Annotated in this window: 17 protein-coding genes and 1 riboswitch; of the genes, 15 read left to right on the forward strand and 2 right to left on the reverse strand. The window is 64.0% G+C overall.

Annotated features, from left to right (window positions below):
* Window positions 1-193: 193 nt before the first annotated feature.
* The 15 genes from eat to C6A77_RS02560 all read left to right on the forward strand — a co-directional run bounded on the left by eat (window position 194) and on the right by C6A77_RS02560 (window position 16,060).
* Entirely contained in the window at window positions 194-1,642 is a 1,449-nt protein-coding gene (gene eat / locus C6A77_RS02485) for an ethanolamine permease (protein ID WP_114167884.1), read from the forward strand.
* Between the two features lie 46 nt (window positions 1,643-1,688).
* Window positions 1,689-3,083 (forward strand): ethanolamine ammonia-lyase subunit EutB, encoded by a 1,395-nt coding sequence (locus C6A77_RS02490; RefSeq protein WP_114167885.1) that lies wholly within the window; start codon window positions 1,689-1,691, stop codon window positions 3,081-3,083.
* 8 nt (window positions 3,084-3,091) lie between these two features.
* Window positions 3,092-3,910 (forward strand): ethanolamine ammonia-lyase subunit EutC, encoded by an 819-nt coding sequence (gene eutC, locus C6A77_RS02495; protein ID WP_114167886.1) that lies wholly within the window; start codon window positions 3,092-3,094, stop codon window positions 3,908-3,910.
* A gap of 107 nt (window positions 3,911-4,017) precedes the next feature.
* Window positions 4,018-4,476: a GNAT family N-acetyltransferase gene (locus tag C6A77_RS02500; RefSeq protein WP_114167887.1), complete on the forward strand. Its 459-nt coding sequence runs from the start codon at window positions 4,018-4,020 to the stop codon at window positions 4,474-4,476.
* Window positions 4,477-4,716: 240 nt separating this feature from the next.
* Entirely contained in the window at window positions 4,717-5,364 is a 648-nt protein-coding gene (locus tag C6A77_RS02505; protein ID WP_114167950.1) for a DedA family protein, read from the forward strand.
* Window positions 5,365-5,373: 9 nt separating this feature from the next.
* Window positions 5,374-6,189, forward strand: coding sequence for a zinc-dependent peptidase (locus C6A77_RS02510; RefSeq protein ID WP_114167888.1), 816 nt, complete (start codon window positions 5,374-5,376; stop codon window positions 6,187-6,189).
* Window positions 6,190-6,282: 93 nt separating this feature from the next.
* The gene (gene ppa / locus C6A77_RS02515) at window positions 6,283-6,810 is read left to right on the forward strand and encodes an inorganic diphosphatase (protein ID WP_003255365.1); all 528 of its coding nucleotides are present in this window, start codon (window positions 6,283-6,285) and stop codon (window positions 6,808-6,810) included.
* Between the two features lie 187 nt (window positions 6,811-6,997).
* Window positions 6,998-7,699, forward strand: a complete 702-nt coding sequence (locus C6A77_RS02520; protein WP_114167889.1) for a helix-turn-helix transcriptional regulator — start codon at window positions 6,998-7,000, stop codon at window positions 7,697-7,699.
* 441 nt (window positions 7,700-8,140) lie between these two features.
* A complete protein-coding gene (locus C6A77_RS02525; protein WP_114167890.1) occupies window positions 8,141-9,292 on the forward strand; it encodes an efflux RND transporter periplasmic adaptor subunit in 1,152 nt (383 codons plus the stop codon).
* Window positions 9,289-9,975 carry an ABC transporter ATP-binding protein gene (locus C6A77_RS02530; protein WP_114167891.1) on the forward strand — a complete coding sequence of 229 codons (687 nt, stop codon included), beginning with the start codon at window positions 9,289-9,291 and terminating at the stop codon, window positions 9,973-9,975. The genes C6A77_RS02525 and C6A77_RS02530 overlap by 4 nt, the downstream gene beginning before the upstream one ends.
* Complete coding sequence (locus tag C6A77_RS02535; RefSeq protein ID WP_114167892.1) at window positions 9,975-11,186, forward strand: ABC transporter permease; 1,212 nt, start codon at window positions 9,975-9,977, stop codon at window positions 11,184-11,186. The genes C6A77_RS02530 and C6A77_RS02535 overlap by 1 nt, the downstream gene beginning before the upstream one ends.
* On the forward strand, window positions 11,186-12,382 hold the full coding sequence (locus C6A77_RS02540; protein WP_114167893.1) for an ABC transporter permease: 1,197 nt from the start codon (window positions 11,186-11,188) through the stop codon (window positions 12,380-12,382). The genes C6A77_RS02535 and C6A77_RS02540 overlap by 1 nt, the downstream gene beginning before the upstream one ends.
* 277 nt (window positions 12,383-12,659) lie before the next feature.
* Window positions 12,660-14,405, forward strand: a complete 1,746-nt coding sequence (locus tag C6A77_RS02550) for a copper resistance system multicopper oxidase (protein WP_114167895.1) — start codon at window positions 12,660-12,662, stop codon at window positions 14,403-14,405.
* Window positions 14,406-14,455: 50 nt separating this feature from the next.
* Window positions 14,456-15,403, forward strand: a complete 948-nt coding sequence (locus tag C6A77_RS02555) for a copper resistance protein B (protein WP_114167896.1) — start codon at window positions 14,456-14,458, stop codon at window positions 15,401-15,403.
* Between the two features lie 9 nt (window positions 15,404-15,412).
* Window positions 15,413-16,060 (forward strand): cytochrome c, encoded by a 648-nt coding sequence (locus C6A77_RS02560; RefSeq protein WP_114167897.1) that lies wholly within the window; start codon window positions 15,413-15,415, stop codon window positions 16,058-16,060.
* Between the two features lie 31 nt (window positions 16,061-16,091).
* Here C6A77_RS02560 and C6A77_RS02565 read toward each other — a convergent pair whose 3' ends face one another.
* The gene (locus C6A77_RS02565) at window positions 16,092-16,355 is read right to left on the reverse strand and encodes a DUF3077 domain-containing protein (protein ID WP_114167898.1); all 264 of its coding nucleotides are present in this window, start codon (window positions 16,353-16,355) and stop codon (window positions 16,092-16,094) included.
* Window positions 16,356-16,511: 156 nt separating this feature from the next.
* On the reverse strand, window positions 16,512-16,754 hold the full coding sequence (locus tag C6A77_RS02570; protein ID WP_114167899.1) for a hypothetical protein: 243 nt from the start codon (window positions 16,752-16,754) through the stop codon (window positions 16,512-16,514).
* Window positions 16,755-17,286: 532 nt separating this feature from the next.
* A riboswitch (FMN riboswitch) is annotated at window positions 17,287-17,428 on the forward strand.
* Window positions 17,429-17,489: the final 61 nt, after the last annotated feature.

The raw sequence follows: 17,489 nt of genomic DNA on the forward strand, positions 1-17,489 counted from the left end.
GCAAGCCAGCTCCCACAGGGAGCGCAGGGCTTCCAGACCTGTGCAGTACCTGTGGGAGCCGGCTTGCCGGCGATGAGGCCGGACCTGCAAACACAAAATCCAGAGCACCAACCACTCTGGCTCGCTTTCTGCAATACCCATCACCATCGGCCCGGAACCCGTCCGGCCACCAAGAAAAACAACAGGTGAATCTATGCCAAGCGATCATTCCGCCGGCTCGCCGGCAGGCTCTTCCGTCGACTTCGAAAAGGTCGGCTCGGACTATTTCCAGCAACGTGAACTGAAAAAGGGCGCCGCCGGCTGGGTGCTGCTGGTCGGCCTGGGCGTGGCCTACGTCATCTCCGGCGACTACGCCGGCTGGAACTTCGGCCTGGCCCAGGGCGGCTGGGGCGGCATGTTCCTCGCCACCCTGCTGATGGCCACCATGTACCTGTGCATGTGCTTCTCGCTGGCCGAACTGTCGTCGATGATCCCCACCGCAGGTGGCGGCTACGGCTTTGCCCGCAGCGCCTTCGGCCCGTGGGGCGGCTTTCTCACCGGCACGGCGATCCTCATCGAATACGCCATTGCCCCCGCTGCCATCGCGGTGTTCATCGGCGCCTATTGCCAGTCGCTGTTCGGCATCGGCGGCTGGATGATCTACCTGGCGTTCTACATCGTCTTCATCGGCATCCACATCTTTGGCGTGGGCGAGGCGTTGAAGCTGATGTTCATCATCACCGCCATCGCCGCCATCGCCCTGGCGGTGTTCCTGGTGAGCATGCTGCCCCATTTTGATGCAGCCAACCTGTTCGACATCGCCCAGACCGACGCCGTCGGCGCCAGCAGCTTCCTGCCGTTCGGCTATGTCGGCGTGTGGGCGGCCATCCCCTACGCCATCTGGTTCTTCCTCGCCGTAGAGGGCGTGCCGCTGGCTGCCGAAGAAACCAAGAACCCCAAACGTGACCTGCCACGCGGCCTGATCGGCGCCATGCTGGTGCTGCTGGCCTTCGCCCTGCTGATTCTGGTGGTCGGCCCCGGCGGTGCAGGCTCCGAAGCGCTGAAAGCCTCCGGCAACCCGCTGGTCGAGGCATTGGCCAAGGCCTATGGCGGCTCCACCTGGATGGGCAGTTTCGTCAACCTGGTCGGCCTGGCCGGGCTGATCGCCAGCTTCTTCTCGATCATCTACGCCTATTCCCGGCAGATTTTTGCCCTGTCCCGCGCGGGCTACCTGCCACGCAAGCTGTCGGAAACCAACAAGAGCAAGGCGCCGGTACTGGCCCTGATCATCCCCGGCATCATCGGCTTTGCCCTGTCGCTGACCGGCCAGGGTGACCTGCTGATCCTGGTCGCGGTGTTCGGCGCCACCTTGTCCTACGTGCTGATGATGGCCGCGCATATCACCCTGCGCATCCGCCGGCCGAAGATGGAGCGCCCCTACCGCACCCCCGGGGGCATCTTCACTTCGGGCGTGGCCTTGGTGTTGGCCTGCATCGCCGTGGTCGCCGGGTTCCTGGTTGACCCACGGGTGGTGATTGGCGCCGCAGTGATCTATGCGGTATTAATTGCCTACTTTGCTTTCTACAGCCGCCACCACCTGGTCGCGGGCACACCGGAAGAGGAATTCGCCGCGATCCAGAAGGCCGAAGAGGCCCTGCACTGATCGCCGCCACCCGCCGCGGGGCGACCCGCGGCTCTGGAGAGTCTGTATGGCAAGTTTCGTCCACACGGTAGGCCATATGGTCTACCGCTTCGACAGCCTCAAGGAAGTCATGGCCAAGGCCAGCCCGGCGCGTTCGGGGGACTACCTGGCGGGCGTTGCGGCCAGCAACGACGGCGAGCGCGTCGCCGCGCAGATGGCCCTGGCCAACATCCCGCTGACGCATTTCCTCAATGAAGCGCTGATCCCTTACGAAGCAGATGAAGTCACCCGCCTGATCATCGACACCCACGATGCCCAGGCTTTCGCCCCGGTCAGCCACCTGACCGTCGGCGGCCTGCGCGACTGGCTGCTGAGCGAGGCGGCCAACGAGGACAGCCTGCGCGCCCTGGCACCCGGGCTGACCCCGGAAATGGCCGCAGCGGTGTCGAAGATCATGCGCGTGCAGGACCTGGTGCTGGTGGCGCAGAAGATCCGCGTGGTCACCCGCTTCCGCGGCACCATGGGCCTGCGCGGGCGGCTGTCGACCCGGCTGCAGCCCAACCACCCCACCGATGACCCCGCCGGCATCGCCGCCAGCATTCTCGACGGCCTGCTGTACGGCAACGGTGACGCCATGATCGGCATCAACCCGGCCACCGACAGCATCGCCTCGATCTGTGCCCTGCTGGAAATGCTCGACGCCATCATCCAGCGCTACGACATCCCCACCCAGGCCTGCGTGCTGACCCACGTCACCACCTCGATAGAGGCGATCAACCGTGGCGTGCCACTGGACCTGGTGTTCCAGTCCATCGCCGGCACCGAGGCGGCCAACGCCGGGTTCGGCATCAACCTGAACGTGCTGCAGGAAGGTTACGAAGCGGGCCTGTCGCTGCAACGCGGCACCCTCGGGCAGAACCTGATGTACTTCGAGACCGGCCAGGGCAGCGCGCTGTCGGCCAACGCCCACCATGGCGTCGATCAGCAAACCTGCGAGACCCGCGCCTATGCGGTGGCCCGCCACTTCAAGCCGTTCCTGGTCAATACCGTGGTCGGCTTCATCGGCCCGGAGTACCTGTACAACGGCAAGCAGATCATCCGCGCCGGCCTCGAGGACCACTTCTGCGGCAAGCTGCTGGGCGTGCCGATGGGCTGCGATATCTGCTACACCAACCACGCCGAAGCCGACCAGGACGACATGGACACCCTGCTGACCCTGCTGGGTGTGGCCGGGATCAACTTCATCATGGGTATCCCCGGCTCCGACGACATCATGCTCAACTACCAGACCACCTCGTTCCACGACGCGCTGTACGCGCGCCAGACCCTGGGCCTGAAGCCCGGGCCGGAGTTCGAGGCGTGGCTGGCCCGCACCGGCATCTTCACCCAGGCCGATGGCCGGGTGCGCTTTGGTGACAACCTGCCGCCGGCCTTCCGCCAGGCCTTGGCACAGCTTGCATAGGGACGACCATGGACCACCGCACGCCTACCCCCGACAACCCTTGGCTGGCCCTGCGCAACCTGACCCCGGCGCGCATCGCCCTGGGCCGCGTCGGCACCAGCCTGCCGACCGGGGCGCAGCTGGACTTCCAGTTCGCCCATGCCCAGGCCCGCGATGCCGTGCACCTGGCCTTCGACCACGCCGGCCTGGCCAGCCAGCTGAGTGACCGCGGGCGCGAAAGCCTGGTGCTGCACAGCGCCGCCAGCGACCGCGACCAGTACCTGCAACGCCCGGACCTGGGGCGGCGGCTGAACGAAGCGTCGGTTACCACGCTGCGCCAGCACGCCCAGGCCAACCCCGGCGGGGTCGACCTGGCCATTGTCGTCGCCGATGGCCTGTCGGCCCTGGCCGTGCACCGCCACAGCCTGCCGTTCCTGGCCCGCTTCGAAGAGCAGGCCGCCGCCGACGGCTGGACCAGCGCCCCGGTGGTCCTGGTGGAGCAAGGCCGCGTGGCGGTGGCCGACGAAGTCGGTGAATTACTCGGTGCACGGATGACGGTGATGCTGATCGGCGAACGCCCCGGGCTAAGCTCGCCCGACAGCCTTGGCCTGTATTTCACCTATGCACCCAAGGTCGGGCTGACCGATGCCTACCGCAACTGCATTTCCAACATCCGCCTGGAAGGGCTGAGCTACGGCATGGCGGCGCACCGCCTGCTGTATTTGATGCGCGAAGCCTGCCGGCGCCAGCTTTCCGGAGTGAATCTGAAGGACGAAGCCGAGGTCCATAGCCTGGAAAGCGAGCAAGGCGCCAGCCAGCGCGGCAACTTCCTGCTCGGCAAAGGGTAAGAAACCTGTCACGCAAGGCGGATTGCGCTTGCCACGCGCATTGGGCAGCATGCCCGGGAGAACTGCTGGCAATCCGCTGTTTCCCTAATGGACTCTGAGGGCCGCACATGCGCATCATCAAGGCAACCCTGCAACACCTCGACCTGCTTACGCCAATGTTCGTCAAATACCGTGAGTTCTACGGGCAGCTCCCTTACCCGGACAGCTCGCGCAGTTTTCTGGAAAAGCGCCTGAAGCGGGACGAGTCGGTGATCTACCTGGCACTGCCGGATGACGACGACACCAGGCTGCTGGGGTTCTGTCAGCTGTACCCGAGCTTTTCCTCGCTGTCGTTGAAGCGGGTGTGGATTCTCAACGATATCTACGTGGCCGAAGATTCGCGGCGCATGCTGGTGGCTGACCACTTGATGCGCGAGGCGAAGAAAATGGCCAAAGAGACCAACGCCGTGCGCATGCGGGTATCGACCAGTGCGGACAATGAGGTGGCGCACAAGACCTACGAATCGATCGGCTTTCGTGAGGATAACGAGTTCAAGAGCTACATACTGCCGATCAGTCAGGATTGAGCGTTACTCCTGCACTGGCCTCTTCGCGGGTACTGCACCGATTTCAGATGCGTCGCTATTCCTGTGGGAGCGGGCGCGCCCGCGAAGAGGCCGCTACAGGACTACCCCTACCGTAACCCCCCGCTACAAACTCCCCAGGCATGTTCCTGACTTAGCCGTATAATGGCGCACCTGTCATGTGTGAAATTTTACCTATCCCCAGGTAACCGAGCCTACGCCCAAAGAACACAGGTGCTGTACATGGATTTCAACCCGCTGGACCTTATCCTGCATCTCGATGCCTACCTCGATCTGCTGGTCACCAATTACGGTCCCTGGATCTACGCCATCCTGTTCACCGTGATCTTCTGTGAAACCGGGCTGGTGGTCATGCCCTTCCTGCCTGGCGATTCGCTGCTGTTCATCGCCGGCGCCGTGGCCGCAGGCGGCGGCATGGACCCGGTACTGCTGGCAGGCCTGCTGATGGCCGCCGCGATCCTGGGCGACAGCACCAACTACGTGATCGGCCGCACGGTCGGCGAGCGGCTGTTCAACAACCCCAACTCGAAGATCTTCCGCCGCGACTACCTGCAGCGTACCCACGACTTCTATGAACGCCACGGCGGCAAGACCGTGACCATGGCGCGCTTCCTGCCCATCCTGCGTACCTTCGCGCCGTTCGTCGCCGGCATCGCCCACATGCACTACCCACGCTTTCTCGGCTTCAGCGTCGCCGGTTCGCTGCTGTGGGTCGGTGGCCTGGTCACCCTGGGCTACTTCTTCGGCAACGTGCCGTTCATCAAGCAGCACCTGTCGCTGATGGTGGTGGGCATCATCGTCCTGTCGCTGGTGCCGATGATCCTCGGCCTGCTGCGTGGCCGCCTGGGCCGCACGGCCAAGGCACACTGAACCCTGCCGATGTGGTCGTTCAGCGCCTGGCGGCGCAAGCGCACCCTGGCGCGCTACCCCATTACCGCCCAGCAATGGCAGGCCGTACGCGCGCGCCTGCCGATGCTGGACGGCATCACCGACGAAGAAGACCGCTGGCTGCGCGAAGCCTGCATCCTGTTTCTGGTCGACAAGCACCTCACCTGCCTGCCCAGCGTCGAACTGGACGACGAGCAGCGCCTGTTGCTGGCTGCCCAGGCGCAGTTGCCGTTGCTGCACCTGGGCGAATTGAACTGGTACCAGGGTTTTCACGAAATCATTCTCTACCCCGACGATTTCAAGAGCCCTCAGCGCCATCGCGACGCCAGTGGCGTGGAGCACGTGTGGGACGGCGAGCACAGCGGCGAAGCCTGGCAACAGGGCCCGATCATTCTTGCCTTGAGCGGGGTGCAGGCCAGTGGCGGCTGGGAGGCCTACAACCTGGTCATCCATGAGCTGGCGCACAAGCTCGACATGCTCAATGGCGACGCCAACGGCCTGCCCCCGCTGCACACCGGCATGCCGGTGGATGAATGGGCGACGGCCATGCAGCAGGCCTATGACGACCTCAACCGCCAGCTGGACGCCAACCCCGACGCCGAAACCGCCATCGACCCCTATGCAGCGGAAAACCCGGCGGAATTCTTTGCGGTCACCAGCGAATACTTCTTTAGTGCCCCCGACCTGCTGCACCAGGCTTATCCAAAGGTCTACACCCAGTTGTCGCGGTTCTACCGCCAGGACCCGCTGGCGCGCCTGTCGCGGCTGCAGGCCGAACACCCCGAATACCGTGAAAGCCACGCCTGACGGGGCCGCACATCAGGCCAGGCGTGGCATGCCCCGGCAGAATGTGCCTATAATCGCCGCCACTTTTTTGGTCAAACACGGGGGCACTGCCCAATGAGCTACAGCAAGATTCCGGCGGGCAAAGACCTGCCGAACGACATCTACGTCGCCATCGAGATCCCGGCCAACCACGCGCCGATCAAATACGAGATCGACAAGGACAGCGATACCCTGTTCGTCGACCGTTTCATGGCTACCCCGATGTTCTACCCAGCCAACTACGGCTTCATCCCCAACACCCTGGCGGATGACGGTGACCCGCTGGACGTGCTGGTCGTTACCCCTTACCCGGTTGCCCCAGGTTCGGTCATTCGCGCCCGCCCGGTCGGCGTGCTGAACATGACCGACGACGGCGGCGGCGACGCCAAGGTCATCGCTGTTCCTCACGACAAGCTGTCGCAGCTGTACGTCGATGTGAAGGAATACACCGACCTGCCAGCCCTGCTGATCCAGCAGATCGAGCACTTCTTTGCCAACTACAAAGATCTCGAGAAGGGCAAGTGGGTCAAGATCGAAGGCTGGGAAGGCGCCGACGCCGCCCGTGCCGCGATCACCAAATCGGTGGCTGCCTACAAGGGCTGATACCGGTTGCCTGAAGAACCCCGCCCTGGCGGGGTTTTTTTTGCCTGCTACTTCGTGCTGCGGCTCAGCAAGGTAAAAAGTCCGACGCAGTCTTACTCCATCGCCCTACAAACAGGTGCTTTTCGCACAACACCCATCAACACCCGGTTCATATCCTTGATGGCACCCCGCCGCTACACTCGCCGCCATGAACACATCCGGTGACCGCCTCAAAGCTCTCCTCCACGAATGTGGCCTGACCGCGTCTGATTTCGCTGTCCAGCGCGGCGTTACCCCACAGCACGTCAACAACTGGTTCAACCGCGGCGTGCCCCTGGCCCGGCTGGAGGAACTGGCTGACCTGTTCTGCGTGCACCCGCGCTGGTTGCGCACCGGCGAGGGGCCGAAATATTTCAACCCGATGCTGCGCAACTACCCCCCGGAGCCGATACCCGCCGACCTGCCCATGCCACTGGCGGTGCACGGCGGTCGGCCACGCAAGGTACCGTTCTACGAAGTGCACCAGGGCCTGCTGTTGCCGGTGGCTGGCAAACACCTGTACCTGCCGGCCAAAGCGCTGAAACGGTTGGGGGTGGCAGCCGGCAACGCCATCTGCCTGGCCATGCCCGCCAGCAACATGGCGCCACTGATTCCGCTGCAAGCCACCCTGGCCGTTGACCTCGGCATGACCCGGGTAGTCGACGGTGAAACCTATGCGCTGTTGCACAACGGCACGCTCCGGGTAAACAACCTCAGCCTTGGCCAGCACGGCACGCTGTGCCTGCACAACCATGATCGGCGCACCTATGGCGTAGAGCGCTACACCGCCGCCCAGTGCCACGCACAGCGCCTGGAAATTCTCGGCTGGGTGTTCCACTGGTCGCATTTTCGCCAGCAACGGCCAGGCTGAAACAACCTGTGGCATTTTTTGCTGGGCATCCCGCGCATGCCCTTGTATGCTACGCCGCACATTCAGCCCCTACCGGCGCAAGCCGCGGTTCAGAGGGCTCGGCGATATCCCACACGGGCATCTGCCATCTCTTTCAGGCCCTTGCTGGCCACACAGTTAAGGCGATTGCGACTTACCATAAATTAGTCGGAAGCGTCCCCGAGAAGCCGGCCACAAGCCGGCTTTTTAATGCCCAGCATAAAAGCCTCGCTCATCTTCAGCACTTTCCAAGGCTTGCCCCACAGCCAGGGAAGAGCAGTGCGTCCCAAGAAAAAAATCTCATTCGCCATTAATATGACGCGAACCTTACGCTCATCTGAAAATCGTCGGATTACTGACGTTTCGCATGGAGCTTTCACCCTCCTGATCTAGGCTCAAGCCATATGGCAGGAGGTACCGCCCATGCGCAAATTACTGGTTGGCTCGTCGATATTGGCTTGTCTTGTAGTGCTGGGCGGCTGGTTGAGTCGACCACAGCCGTTGCCTGTGCGGCTGCTGCAAGTCGAGCGGGGGCCGGTGGAAACACTGGTGGCCAACACACGCGCGGGTACGCTGAAGTCCTGCCGACGCTCGCACCTTTCATTCAATGTCGGCGGCCAGGTTGCCGAGTTGCTGGTCAGCGAGGGCCAGCGGGTGCAGACCGGCCAGGTGCTGATGCGCCTGCGCCAGGACGAGCAACAAGCCAGGCTGCAGGAAGCCGAGGCGCGGCTGGAGGCGCAACGCAACAGCCGCGAACAACGCTGCCAACAGGCTCATCTGGACCGACGCGATTTGCAACGCCTGGGCCAGCTGGCCGACCGCAAGCTGATTGCCGCCGATCGCCTCGACCAGGCCGAGACCAAGGCCAACCTGGCCAAGCTGATGTGCAGCGCCAGTGCCGTGCTGATCCGCGAGGCCGACGCCAGCCTGCAGTTGCAGCGTTCTCTGCTGGAACAGACCACCCTGCGTGCGCCATTCGCCGGCATCATCGCGGAAATCAACGGCGAACTCGGCGAGTTCGTCACCCCTTCGCCGCCGGGTATCCCCACGCCGCCGGCGGTCGACCTGATTGACGACAGTTGCCTCTATGTCGAGGCGCCGATCGATGAGGTGGACGCTGCCCGGGTTCGCCCCGGCACCGCCGTGCGGATCAGCCTGGATGCCTTCCGTGGCCAGCAGTTCGCCGGCCGCGTCAGCCGCATCGCGCCGTATGTACGTGAACTGGAGAAGCAGGCGCGCACCGTCGATGTCGAGGTGCGCTTCGACCAGCCGCCGGCAGATCTGGCCCTGCTCACCGGCTATAGCGCCGATGTCGAGATCCTGCTGGAGCAGCACGCAGGTGCTTTGCGCATCCCCACCGAGACCTTGCTGGAGGGCCAGCGGGTGCTGCGCTATGACCCGAACGCCCGGGTACTGCGCGAGGTGCAGCTGCAGACGGGGTTGAGCAACTGGCGCTGGACCGAGGTGCTCGCCGGGCTGGACGAGCAAGCGCGTATCGTCGCCAGCCTCGAACAGGAAGGGCTCAAGGACACCGCCGCGGTGATCCCGGTGGATGCCGAGGAGCACGCGCCATGATCCGCCTGCGCGGCGGCTGCCGCAGCTTCCAGCTGGGCGAGCAGCAGGTGATGGGGCTGGATGGCCTGGACCTGGACATCGCCGCCGGCGACTACATGGCGGTGATGGGCCCCTCGGGCTCGGGCAAGTCGACCCTGCTGAACATCCTCGGCCTGCTCGATGCGCCGAGCGCTGGCGAATACTGGTTGCAGGGCGAGGCCACGGCGGCGCTGAGCGAGGCGCGGCGCGCCCAGTTGCGCAGCCGACTGATCGGTTTCGTGTTCCAGTCCTACCACCTGATCGCCCGGCTGACGGTGCTGGAAAACATCGAACTGCCGATGGTCCTCGCCGGCATCGGCGCGGCGCAACGGCGCAAGCGCAGCAGCCAGCTGGTCGCGCGCCTGGGCCTGGGCGAGCGCCTAGCCCACCGCCCGGCGGAACTGTCCGGTGGCCAGCGCCAGCGCGTCGCCATCGCCCGGGCGATGGTCATGCAACCGGCGCTGCTGCTGGCCGACGAGCCCACCGGCAACCTCGACAGCCAGGCCGGTGCCGAGGTGTTCAAGCTGCTGGAGGAACTTAACGATGAGGGCCTGACGCTGATCGTGGTGACACACGATGCCAGCCTGGGTGCCCGCGCACAGCGCCAGTTGCACATGCGTGACGGGCGTATTCACAGCGCCACGCCGCAGCGGGCGCTGGCCTGATGCGCGCCGCCGATGCCCTGGGCTTCTGGCTCGGCGCCTTGCGTGGGCATCGCTCGCGTAGCCTGATGCTATTGCTGGCCATCGCTATCGGGGTGGTTGCGGTCAACCTGCTGACCGGGCTCGGTGCAGGCGCGCGGGCCTTCGTCCTGAACGAATTCGCGCTGCTCGGGCGCGACATCCTGATCGTTTTCCCGGGCCGCAAGGAAACCACCGGGCGAATGCCACCGCTCACCGGCCTGACCCCACACGCGTTGACCTTGCAGGACATGCAGGCCGTCAGCCGCTTGCCGGGCATTCGCCGGGTCGCGCCGCAGCAGGCCGGGCAGATGGAGGTAATCGCCGGCAACCGCAACCGTGAGGTCCTGACCCTGGGCACCACCCGGGACTTCTTCGCCATTCGCCAACTGACGGTGCTCCAGGGCCAGCCCCTGCCGGCGCTGGACCCCGAGCAGGCCGAGGCCGTCTGCGTGATCGGCGGCAAGCTCCGACGCGAGCTGTTCGGTACACGCCCGGCCCTGGGTGAATGGTTGCGCGCCGGCGACCGGCGCTTCCGGGTGATCGGCATCCTCGCTGAGCGGGGCGAGTCGCTGGGGATGGACTTCGCCGAGATGCTGATCATTCCGGTCGCCAGCGCCCAGGCCTTGTTCAACAGCGAAGGGCTGTCACGGGTGTTCGTCGAGGTACAGGGTCCGGGTTCCCTGGAACGTGGCAAGCGGCTGATAGGCGCCGCGCTGAAGGAACGCCACGAGGGCGAGGAAGACATCACCCTGGTCAGCCAGGACAGCCTGCTCGGCGCCTTCGACCAGATACTCGCGGTGCTGACCCTGGCCGTGGCCGGGATTGGCGCGATCAGCCTGCTGGTGGCCGGTATCCTGATCATGAACGTGACCTGGATTGCCGTCAGCCAGCGCAGCGCCGAAATCGGCCTGCTCAAAGCCATCGGCGTGACCGCCGCGCAGCTACGCCTGCTGTTTCTCGGCGAAGCAGCGCTATTGGCCTTGAGTGGGGCGCTGGCCGGGCTGCTGCTGGCGGAAACCTTGCTTTGGCTGGGGCGCCTGGCGTTCGATGTGCCGCTTTATGCGCCCTGGTGGGCGCGGGCTGGCGCGGTGCTGTTGGCCCTCGGAACGGCGCTGCTGTTCGCCTGGCTGCCGGCCGCGCGGGCCGCGGCGCTGGAGCCGGTGACGGCATTACGCCCGCCGGGGGCGCACTGATGCGCTGGCAAGACAGTTTGCGCCTGACCGGCTCGGCGCTGACCAGCCGCCCGTTGCGCAGCCTGCTGACCCTGCTCGGGGTAGCGATCGGCATCGCCGCCGTGGCGCTGCTCACGGCCATCGGTGAAGGCGTGCGCGGCTATGTGCTGGAGAATTTTTCCCAGTTCGGTACGCGGATCATCACCGTGCGCCCGGGCAAGACCCAGACCAGCGGCCTCGGCGGCCTGCTCGGTAGCGTACGGCCACTGACCATCGCTGATACCGACGCCCTGCGGCGTTTGCCGCATGTCGAGGCGGCGCTGCCGATCATCCAGGGCAGCGGCGATATCCAGTTCGCTCAACTGAGCCGGCGCAGCGACATTCTCGGTAGCGGCCATCAACTGGCGCAGGCTTGGCGCATGCAGCTGAGCCTGGGCGAGTTTCTGCCCGAGGCGCGTGACGGTCGCTCGCCGCCCTACGTGGTGCTCGGCCACCAGCTGCGCGCCGAGCTGTTCGGTGCGCGTAACCCGCTGGGTGAGCTGGTTCGCGTCGGTGGCATGCGTTTCCGGGTGATCGGCGTGATGGCGGAAAAGGGCCAATTGCTCGGCTTCAACCTCGACGATATCGCCTACATCCCGGTGGACTGGGCGCAAAGCCTGTTCAACCGCACCGGGGTGGTCAAAGCCCATGTGGTGTTCGACGCCGGCACCACATCGCGCGCGTTGAGCCGGCAGATTCGCCAAGTGCTCGGCGAGCGGCACGGCATCGAGGACTTCAGCCTGACCACCCAGGACGACATGCTGCGCAGCTTCAACCGGGTGCTCGCCAGCCTGAGCCTGGCCATCGGTGCGCTGGGCGGCATTTCCCTGCTGGTCGGCGCCGTCGGCATCGTCACCATCATGACCACCACCGTGGCTGAGCGCACTGCGGAAATCGGCCTGTTGCGGGCGATGGGTGCCAGCCCGCGGCAGGTGCTCGGGCTGTTTCTCGCCGAAGCGACGCTGCTGTCCCTGGCGGGTGGGGTGCTGGGGTTGCTGTTGATGGGGCTGCTGCTCGGGCTGCTGCACTTGGCCATGCCGGGCCTGCCCTTGGCGTTGCAGCCGCTGTTCCTGCTGTTGGCACTGCTGCTGGCGGCGGGGCTCGGCATAATCGCCGGCCTGGCGCCCGCACTGCGGGCCGCCCGCCTGCACCCGGTGGCGGCGCTGCGCAGCGAATAGTGGCCATCGGCGTAGCACCCTGTGGGAGCGGGTTTACCCGCGAACACCGGCACGGCCGGTGCCATGCACTGCGTCGCATTCTTCGCGGGTGAACCCGCTCCCACAGGGTGCGCGAATTCGCCCCAGCGCAAGCTGACAGAAAAGTAATCCACAACTCAGCCGACTGACAGCGCAGAGCCGCTAAGGTAAAGGAAGACCGTGGGACTTTCTGGCCCACCGGCTGGGGCATCCAAGCGCCCGAACAGCCGCGACTCATCGACCGACTGGACGCAACGGCATGCAAAGCAGAACCACAAGACGCTCCTTCGTCAAAGGCCTGGCCGCTACCGGACTACTGGGTGGGCTGGGCATGTGGCGCACGCCGGTCTGGGCGCTGAACAGCCCCGGCCAGCCGAATGTGCTCAGCGGCAGCGACTTCGACCTGTACATCGGCGAACTGCCGGTCAACATGACCGGCACCAAGCGTACCGCCATGGCCATCAACGGCTCCGTGCCGGGACCGATTCTGCGCTGGCGTGAAGGCGACACCGTGACGCTGCGCGTGCGTAACCGTTTGCAGCAGGACACGTCCATCCACTGGCACGGCATCATCCTGCCGGCGAACATGGATGGCGTACCGGGCCTGAGCTTCCATGGCATCGCCCCCGACGGCCTGTATGAGTACAAGTTCAAGGTCCGGCAGAACGGCACCTACTGGTACCACAGCCACTCCGGGTTCCAGGAGCAGGTCGGGGTGTACGGTGCCCTGGTCATCGATGCGAAAGAGCCTGAGCCGTTCACCTATGACCGCGATTACGTGGTCATGCTCAGCGACTGGACAGATGAAGACCCTGCCCGGGTGCTGGCCAAGCTAAAGAAGCAATCCGACTACTACAACTACCACAAGCGCACGGTGGGTGACTTCGTCAACGACGTGAGCGAGATGGGCTGGTCCGCCGCGCTGGCCGACCGCAAGATGTGGGCTGAGATGAAAATGAGCCCCACCGACCTCGCTGACGTGAGCGGCTTCACCTACACCTACCTGATGAATGGCCAGGCCCCGGACGGGAACTGGACGGGCGTGTTCAAGCCGGGCGAGAAGATCCGCCTGCGCTTCATCAACGGCTCGGCGATGAGCTATTTCGATGTGCGTATTCCGGGCCTGAAGATGACGGTGGTCGCGGCGGACGGGCAGCACGTGCAACCCGTTTCGGTCGACGAATTCCGTATCGCGGTTGCCGAAACCTACGACGTCATCGTCGAGCCGGAGCACGAACAGGCCTACACCCTTTTCGCTCAATCCATGGACCGCACCGGCTACGCCAGGGGCACCCTGGCTGTTCGCGAAGGCTTGCAGGCGCCTGTTCCGGCCGTAGACCCACGGCCGATCATCGCCATGAGCGACATGGGCATGGACCATGGTGGCATGGGCGGTATGGATCACGGCGACATGGCTGGCATGGACCATGGCAGCATGGCCGGCATGGACCACGGCAGCATGCCTGACCGTAGCGATGCCATGCAGGGCCATCCCGCCTCCGAGCGCAACAACCCACTGGTCGACATGCAGACCATGAGCCCGACGCCAAAGCTGAACGACCCGGGTATCGGGCTGCGCGACAACGGCCGCCGTGTGCTGACCTACGCGGACCTGCGCAGCACCTTCCCGGACCCGGACGGCCGCGCGCCAGGTCGCACAATCGAACTGCACCTCACCGGCCACATGGAAAAGTTCGCCTGGTCGTTTGACGGCATCAAGTTTTCCGATGCCGAGCCACTGCGCCTCAAGTACGGCGAGCGCCTGCGCATCACCCTGGTCAACGACACCATGATGACTCACCCCATCCATCTGCATGGCATGTGGAGCGACCTGGAGGATGAGAACGGCAACTTCATGGTGCGCAAACACACGATCGACATGCCGCCTGGCTCGAAACGAAGCTACCGCGTCACTGCCGATGCCTTGGGGCGTTGGGCCTATCACTGCCACCTGCTGTTCCATATGGAAATGGGCATGTTCCGTGAAGTCCGTGTTGACGAATGAACTGGAGATCCGAGATGAGCATGACAGCGACAAAGCTGAGGCAGGGAAAGATGCTCGATAGCCTGGCACGTCCGTCGCTGCTGGCCTTGACCGTTTCGCTCGGCGTGCTGGGCGCTACGCCCAGCTTCGCCGCTGAACAGATGGACCATTCGACGATGGACCATGGCAGCATGCAGGGCATGGACCATGGCGCTATGGATCATTCGAAGATGAACCATGATGCTATGGGCCATGGCGCCATGGACCATTCGAAGATGAACCATGGTTCGGCGGATACACCGACGACCAGCCGCACGCCGATCCCGGTGCTGACCGATGCCGATCGCCAGGCGGCCTTCCCCCCGCTGGGCGGGCATCACGTGCATGACAGCGCGATCAACAGCTTCTTCCTGCTGGATCAGCTCGAGTACCAGGATGCAGATGAGGGCAGCACGCTGGCCTGGGATGCTTCGGGCTGGGTAGGCGGCGATATCAACCGGCTGTGGATCCGCTCCGAAGGCGAACGTACCAACGGTGTAACCGAGGATGCCGAACTGCAGTTGCTGTACGGCCGCGCGATCAGCCCCTGGTGGGATGTGGTGGCCGGGGTGCGCCAGGACTTCAAGCCGGAATCCCCCCAGACCTGGGCGGCGTTCGGTATCCAGGGCATGGCGCTTTACGACTTCGAAGCCGAGGCTACCGCGTTCATTGGCGAAAATGGCCAGACTGCCGCTCGCCTGGAAGGCGACTACGACATTCTGCTGACCAACCGCCTGATCCTGCAGCCAACCGCTGAGGCCAATTTCTATGGCAAGAACGACCCGCAGCGCGGCGTAGGCTCAGGCCTTGCGAACACCGAAGTCGGCCTGCGCCTGCGCTACGAAATTGTTCGTCAGTTTGCCCCTTACATCGGCGTCACCTGGAACCGCTCCTACGGCAAAACCGCCGATTTCATCCGCGACGAGGGTGGTGAGGTGGATGAAGCGCGTTTCGTAGCCGGTATTCGCATGTGGTTTTGAGAACCCGTCATGAAAACAACAATAACAACGCTTGTTGCAGCAGGCGCAGTGGCCAGCGTGGCCGTGCTGGGCGCTGCATACTCCGGCCTGGTCAACGTCGGCGCCGATGATCCCCATTTCCCCGCCGTGCATGCCTTTCTGGCCATGGCACGGGACCGCTCGATCGCGGTGCGGGCCAGGGACATCGAGGTGCCAGACCTGAAGGATGAAGCGCTGATTCGTACCGGCGCCGGAAACTACAACGCCATGTGCATCGGTTGCCACCTCGCCCCTGGCGTCGAGAAGACCGAGCTCAGCCAGGCGCTGTATCCATCTCCCCCCAACCTGACCAAAAGCGGGACCGGTGGCGACCCCGCTGCGGCGTTCTGGATCATCAAGCACGGCATCAAGGCCTCTGGCATGCCGGCCTGGGGCAAGAGCATGAGCGATGAATACATCTGGGGCATTGTCGCTTTCCTGGATCAGCTACCCCAGTTGAACGCCCAGCAGTACCAAACGATGGTCGCGGCCAGTAGCGGCCACCAGCACGGTGGTGGTGAAAGTGAAATGCATGGCCATGAAGGCCAGCATGGCGACAACATGCCTGGTCACCACGCGAAGCCGGCTTCGAAGGCGCACCTGCACCGGGACGGGAAGGCGCACAGTCATGAAAACTGAAGGCTGGCTGATCCAGGCACGGTCGCTTGTCTCAATGCTTCATGCCTAACTCAGCATCGTCCATCAGCGCCTTGGCCATTGCACTCAGGTAGTGGGCAGCCCAGATCATCATCGGTTTCTCGTCCATCAGGCCGGTGATGGTCAGTTCGCGGACATAGCCCATCAGTTCCGAGGACTGCTCGCGGGCGTCCTTGCACGGGATACCGGGTTCGATGCGGAACAGTGGGTGGGTGCCGTTTTCGCCTTGGTAGAAGGTGGTTTTGCCGACGGTGAATTGGGTGTCTTCTGTGGTCATTATTGAATCCCCTGAAAATTCTCGACTGCCTGGACGGGCCCTTTCGCGGGTGAACCCGCTCCCACAGGTATTGCATCTACCTCATGGCTTGTGGAGATCCTGTGGGAGCGGGTTTACCCGCGAAGAGGCCAGCCCAGACAAAGCAACACTAAAACCTCAGTGCAAAGTCCGAGGCCCAGTGGGCATCTGCACCTGAATCAGTGCCGACTCCAGCAAAGCCCGCAACGTCTCCAGTTCATGCATCGACGTCATCATCAAAACCGACGCCGGCGACTTGGGCTGCAGCTGCATGGCCTGATGCACAACGGTCGCAGCGCACAGCGCGTAGTCCGTGGCCTGGATCAGTGTGTCTTCAAGGGAATGAATATCGTGGGGTGGATCGGGGACAATTTTTAGCATAGTGACATTCTCTGTGGGTTAATCAGAGACCGGCACTCATGACTTGCAGTGTGATGGGTGGCGGCCACGTACGGGTCTGCAAGACCGGCAGAGAACGAAACCGGCAGGTTCGAAAACCTCCCGTACGCAGCCACCATAAAGCGCGCACAATGGCATGCCATTGGCTATCGGTGATCGGTAATCGTTCTCTGAGCGGGCTTGCAGGCCCGGTCGCTGGTTTGGCAACGACGGGGCCAGACTAGGCCGCTGAGAAAAGCACCGCAATGGCGCAAAGGCGCTAGGAAGCTATTTCAGAAATGGCCTACGCGCAACGGGAAAAATCTGATTATTACCGGCGCGATTGAAGGGATGTCGCCGTAAACCTGTGGCGGCCTCTTCGCGGGCGCGCCCGCTCCCACAGGTACTTTACCGGCTTGCCGCCGGCGACCTGGAGAATATCCATGGGCTGTTCCTCGAATGCATAGCCGCATGATACCGCCAAAGGTCGTAGAGCCGTGGCTTGCCAGCAAGGAGGCAATCTGCTGTATGCTTGGCCGGTCTTCAGGGCGGGGTGAAAGTCCCCACCGGCGGTAAATCGAAAGATGAGCCCGCGAGCGCCCCGGCCATGCCGGGGGTCAGCAGATCTGGTGCAACTCCAGAGCCGACGGTCATAGTCCGGATGAAAGAAGGCGTCAGGCAGGGGCCATCGGGCGCCCCTGCGCGCGCATTTTGTTCGCCCCGAGACGTTCATCGATT

The sequence above is a fragment of the Pseudomonas sp. AFG_SD02_1510_Pfu_092 genome, assembly GCF_003331055.1.
Classification (GTDB): domain Bacteria; phylum Pseudomonadota; class Gammaproteobacteria; order Pseudomonadales; family Pseudomonadaceae; genus Aquipseudomonas.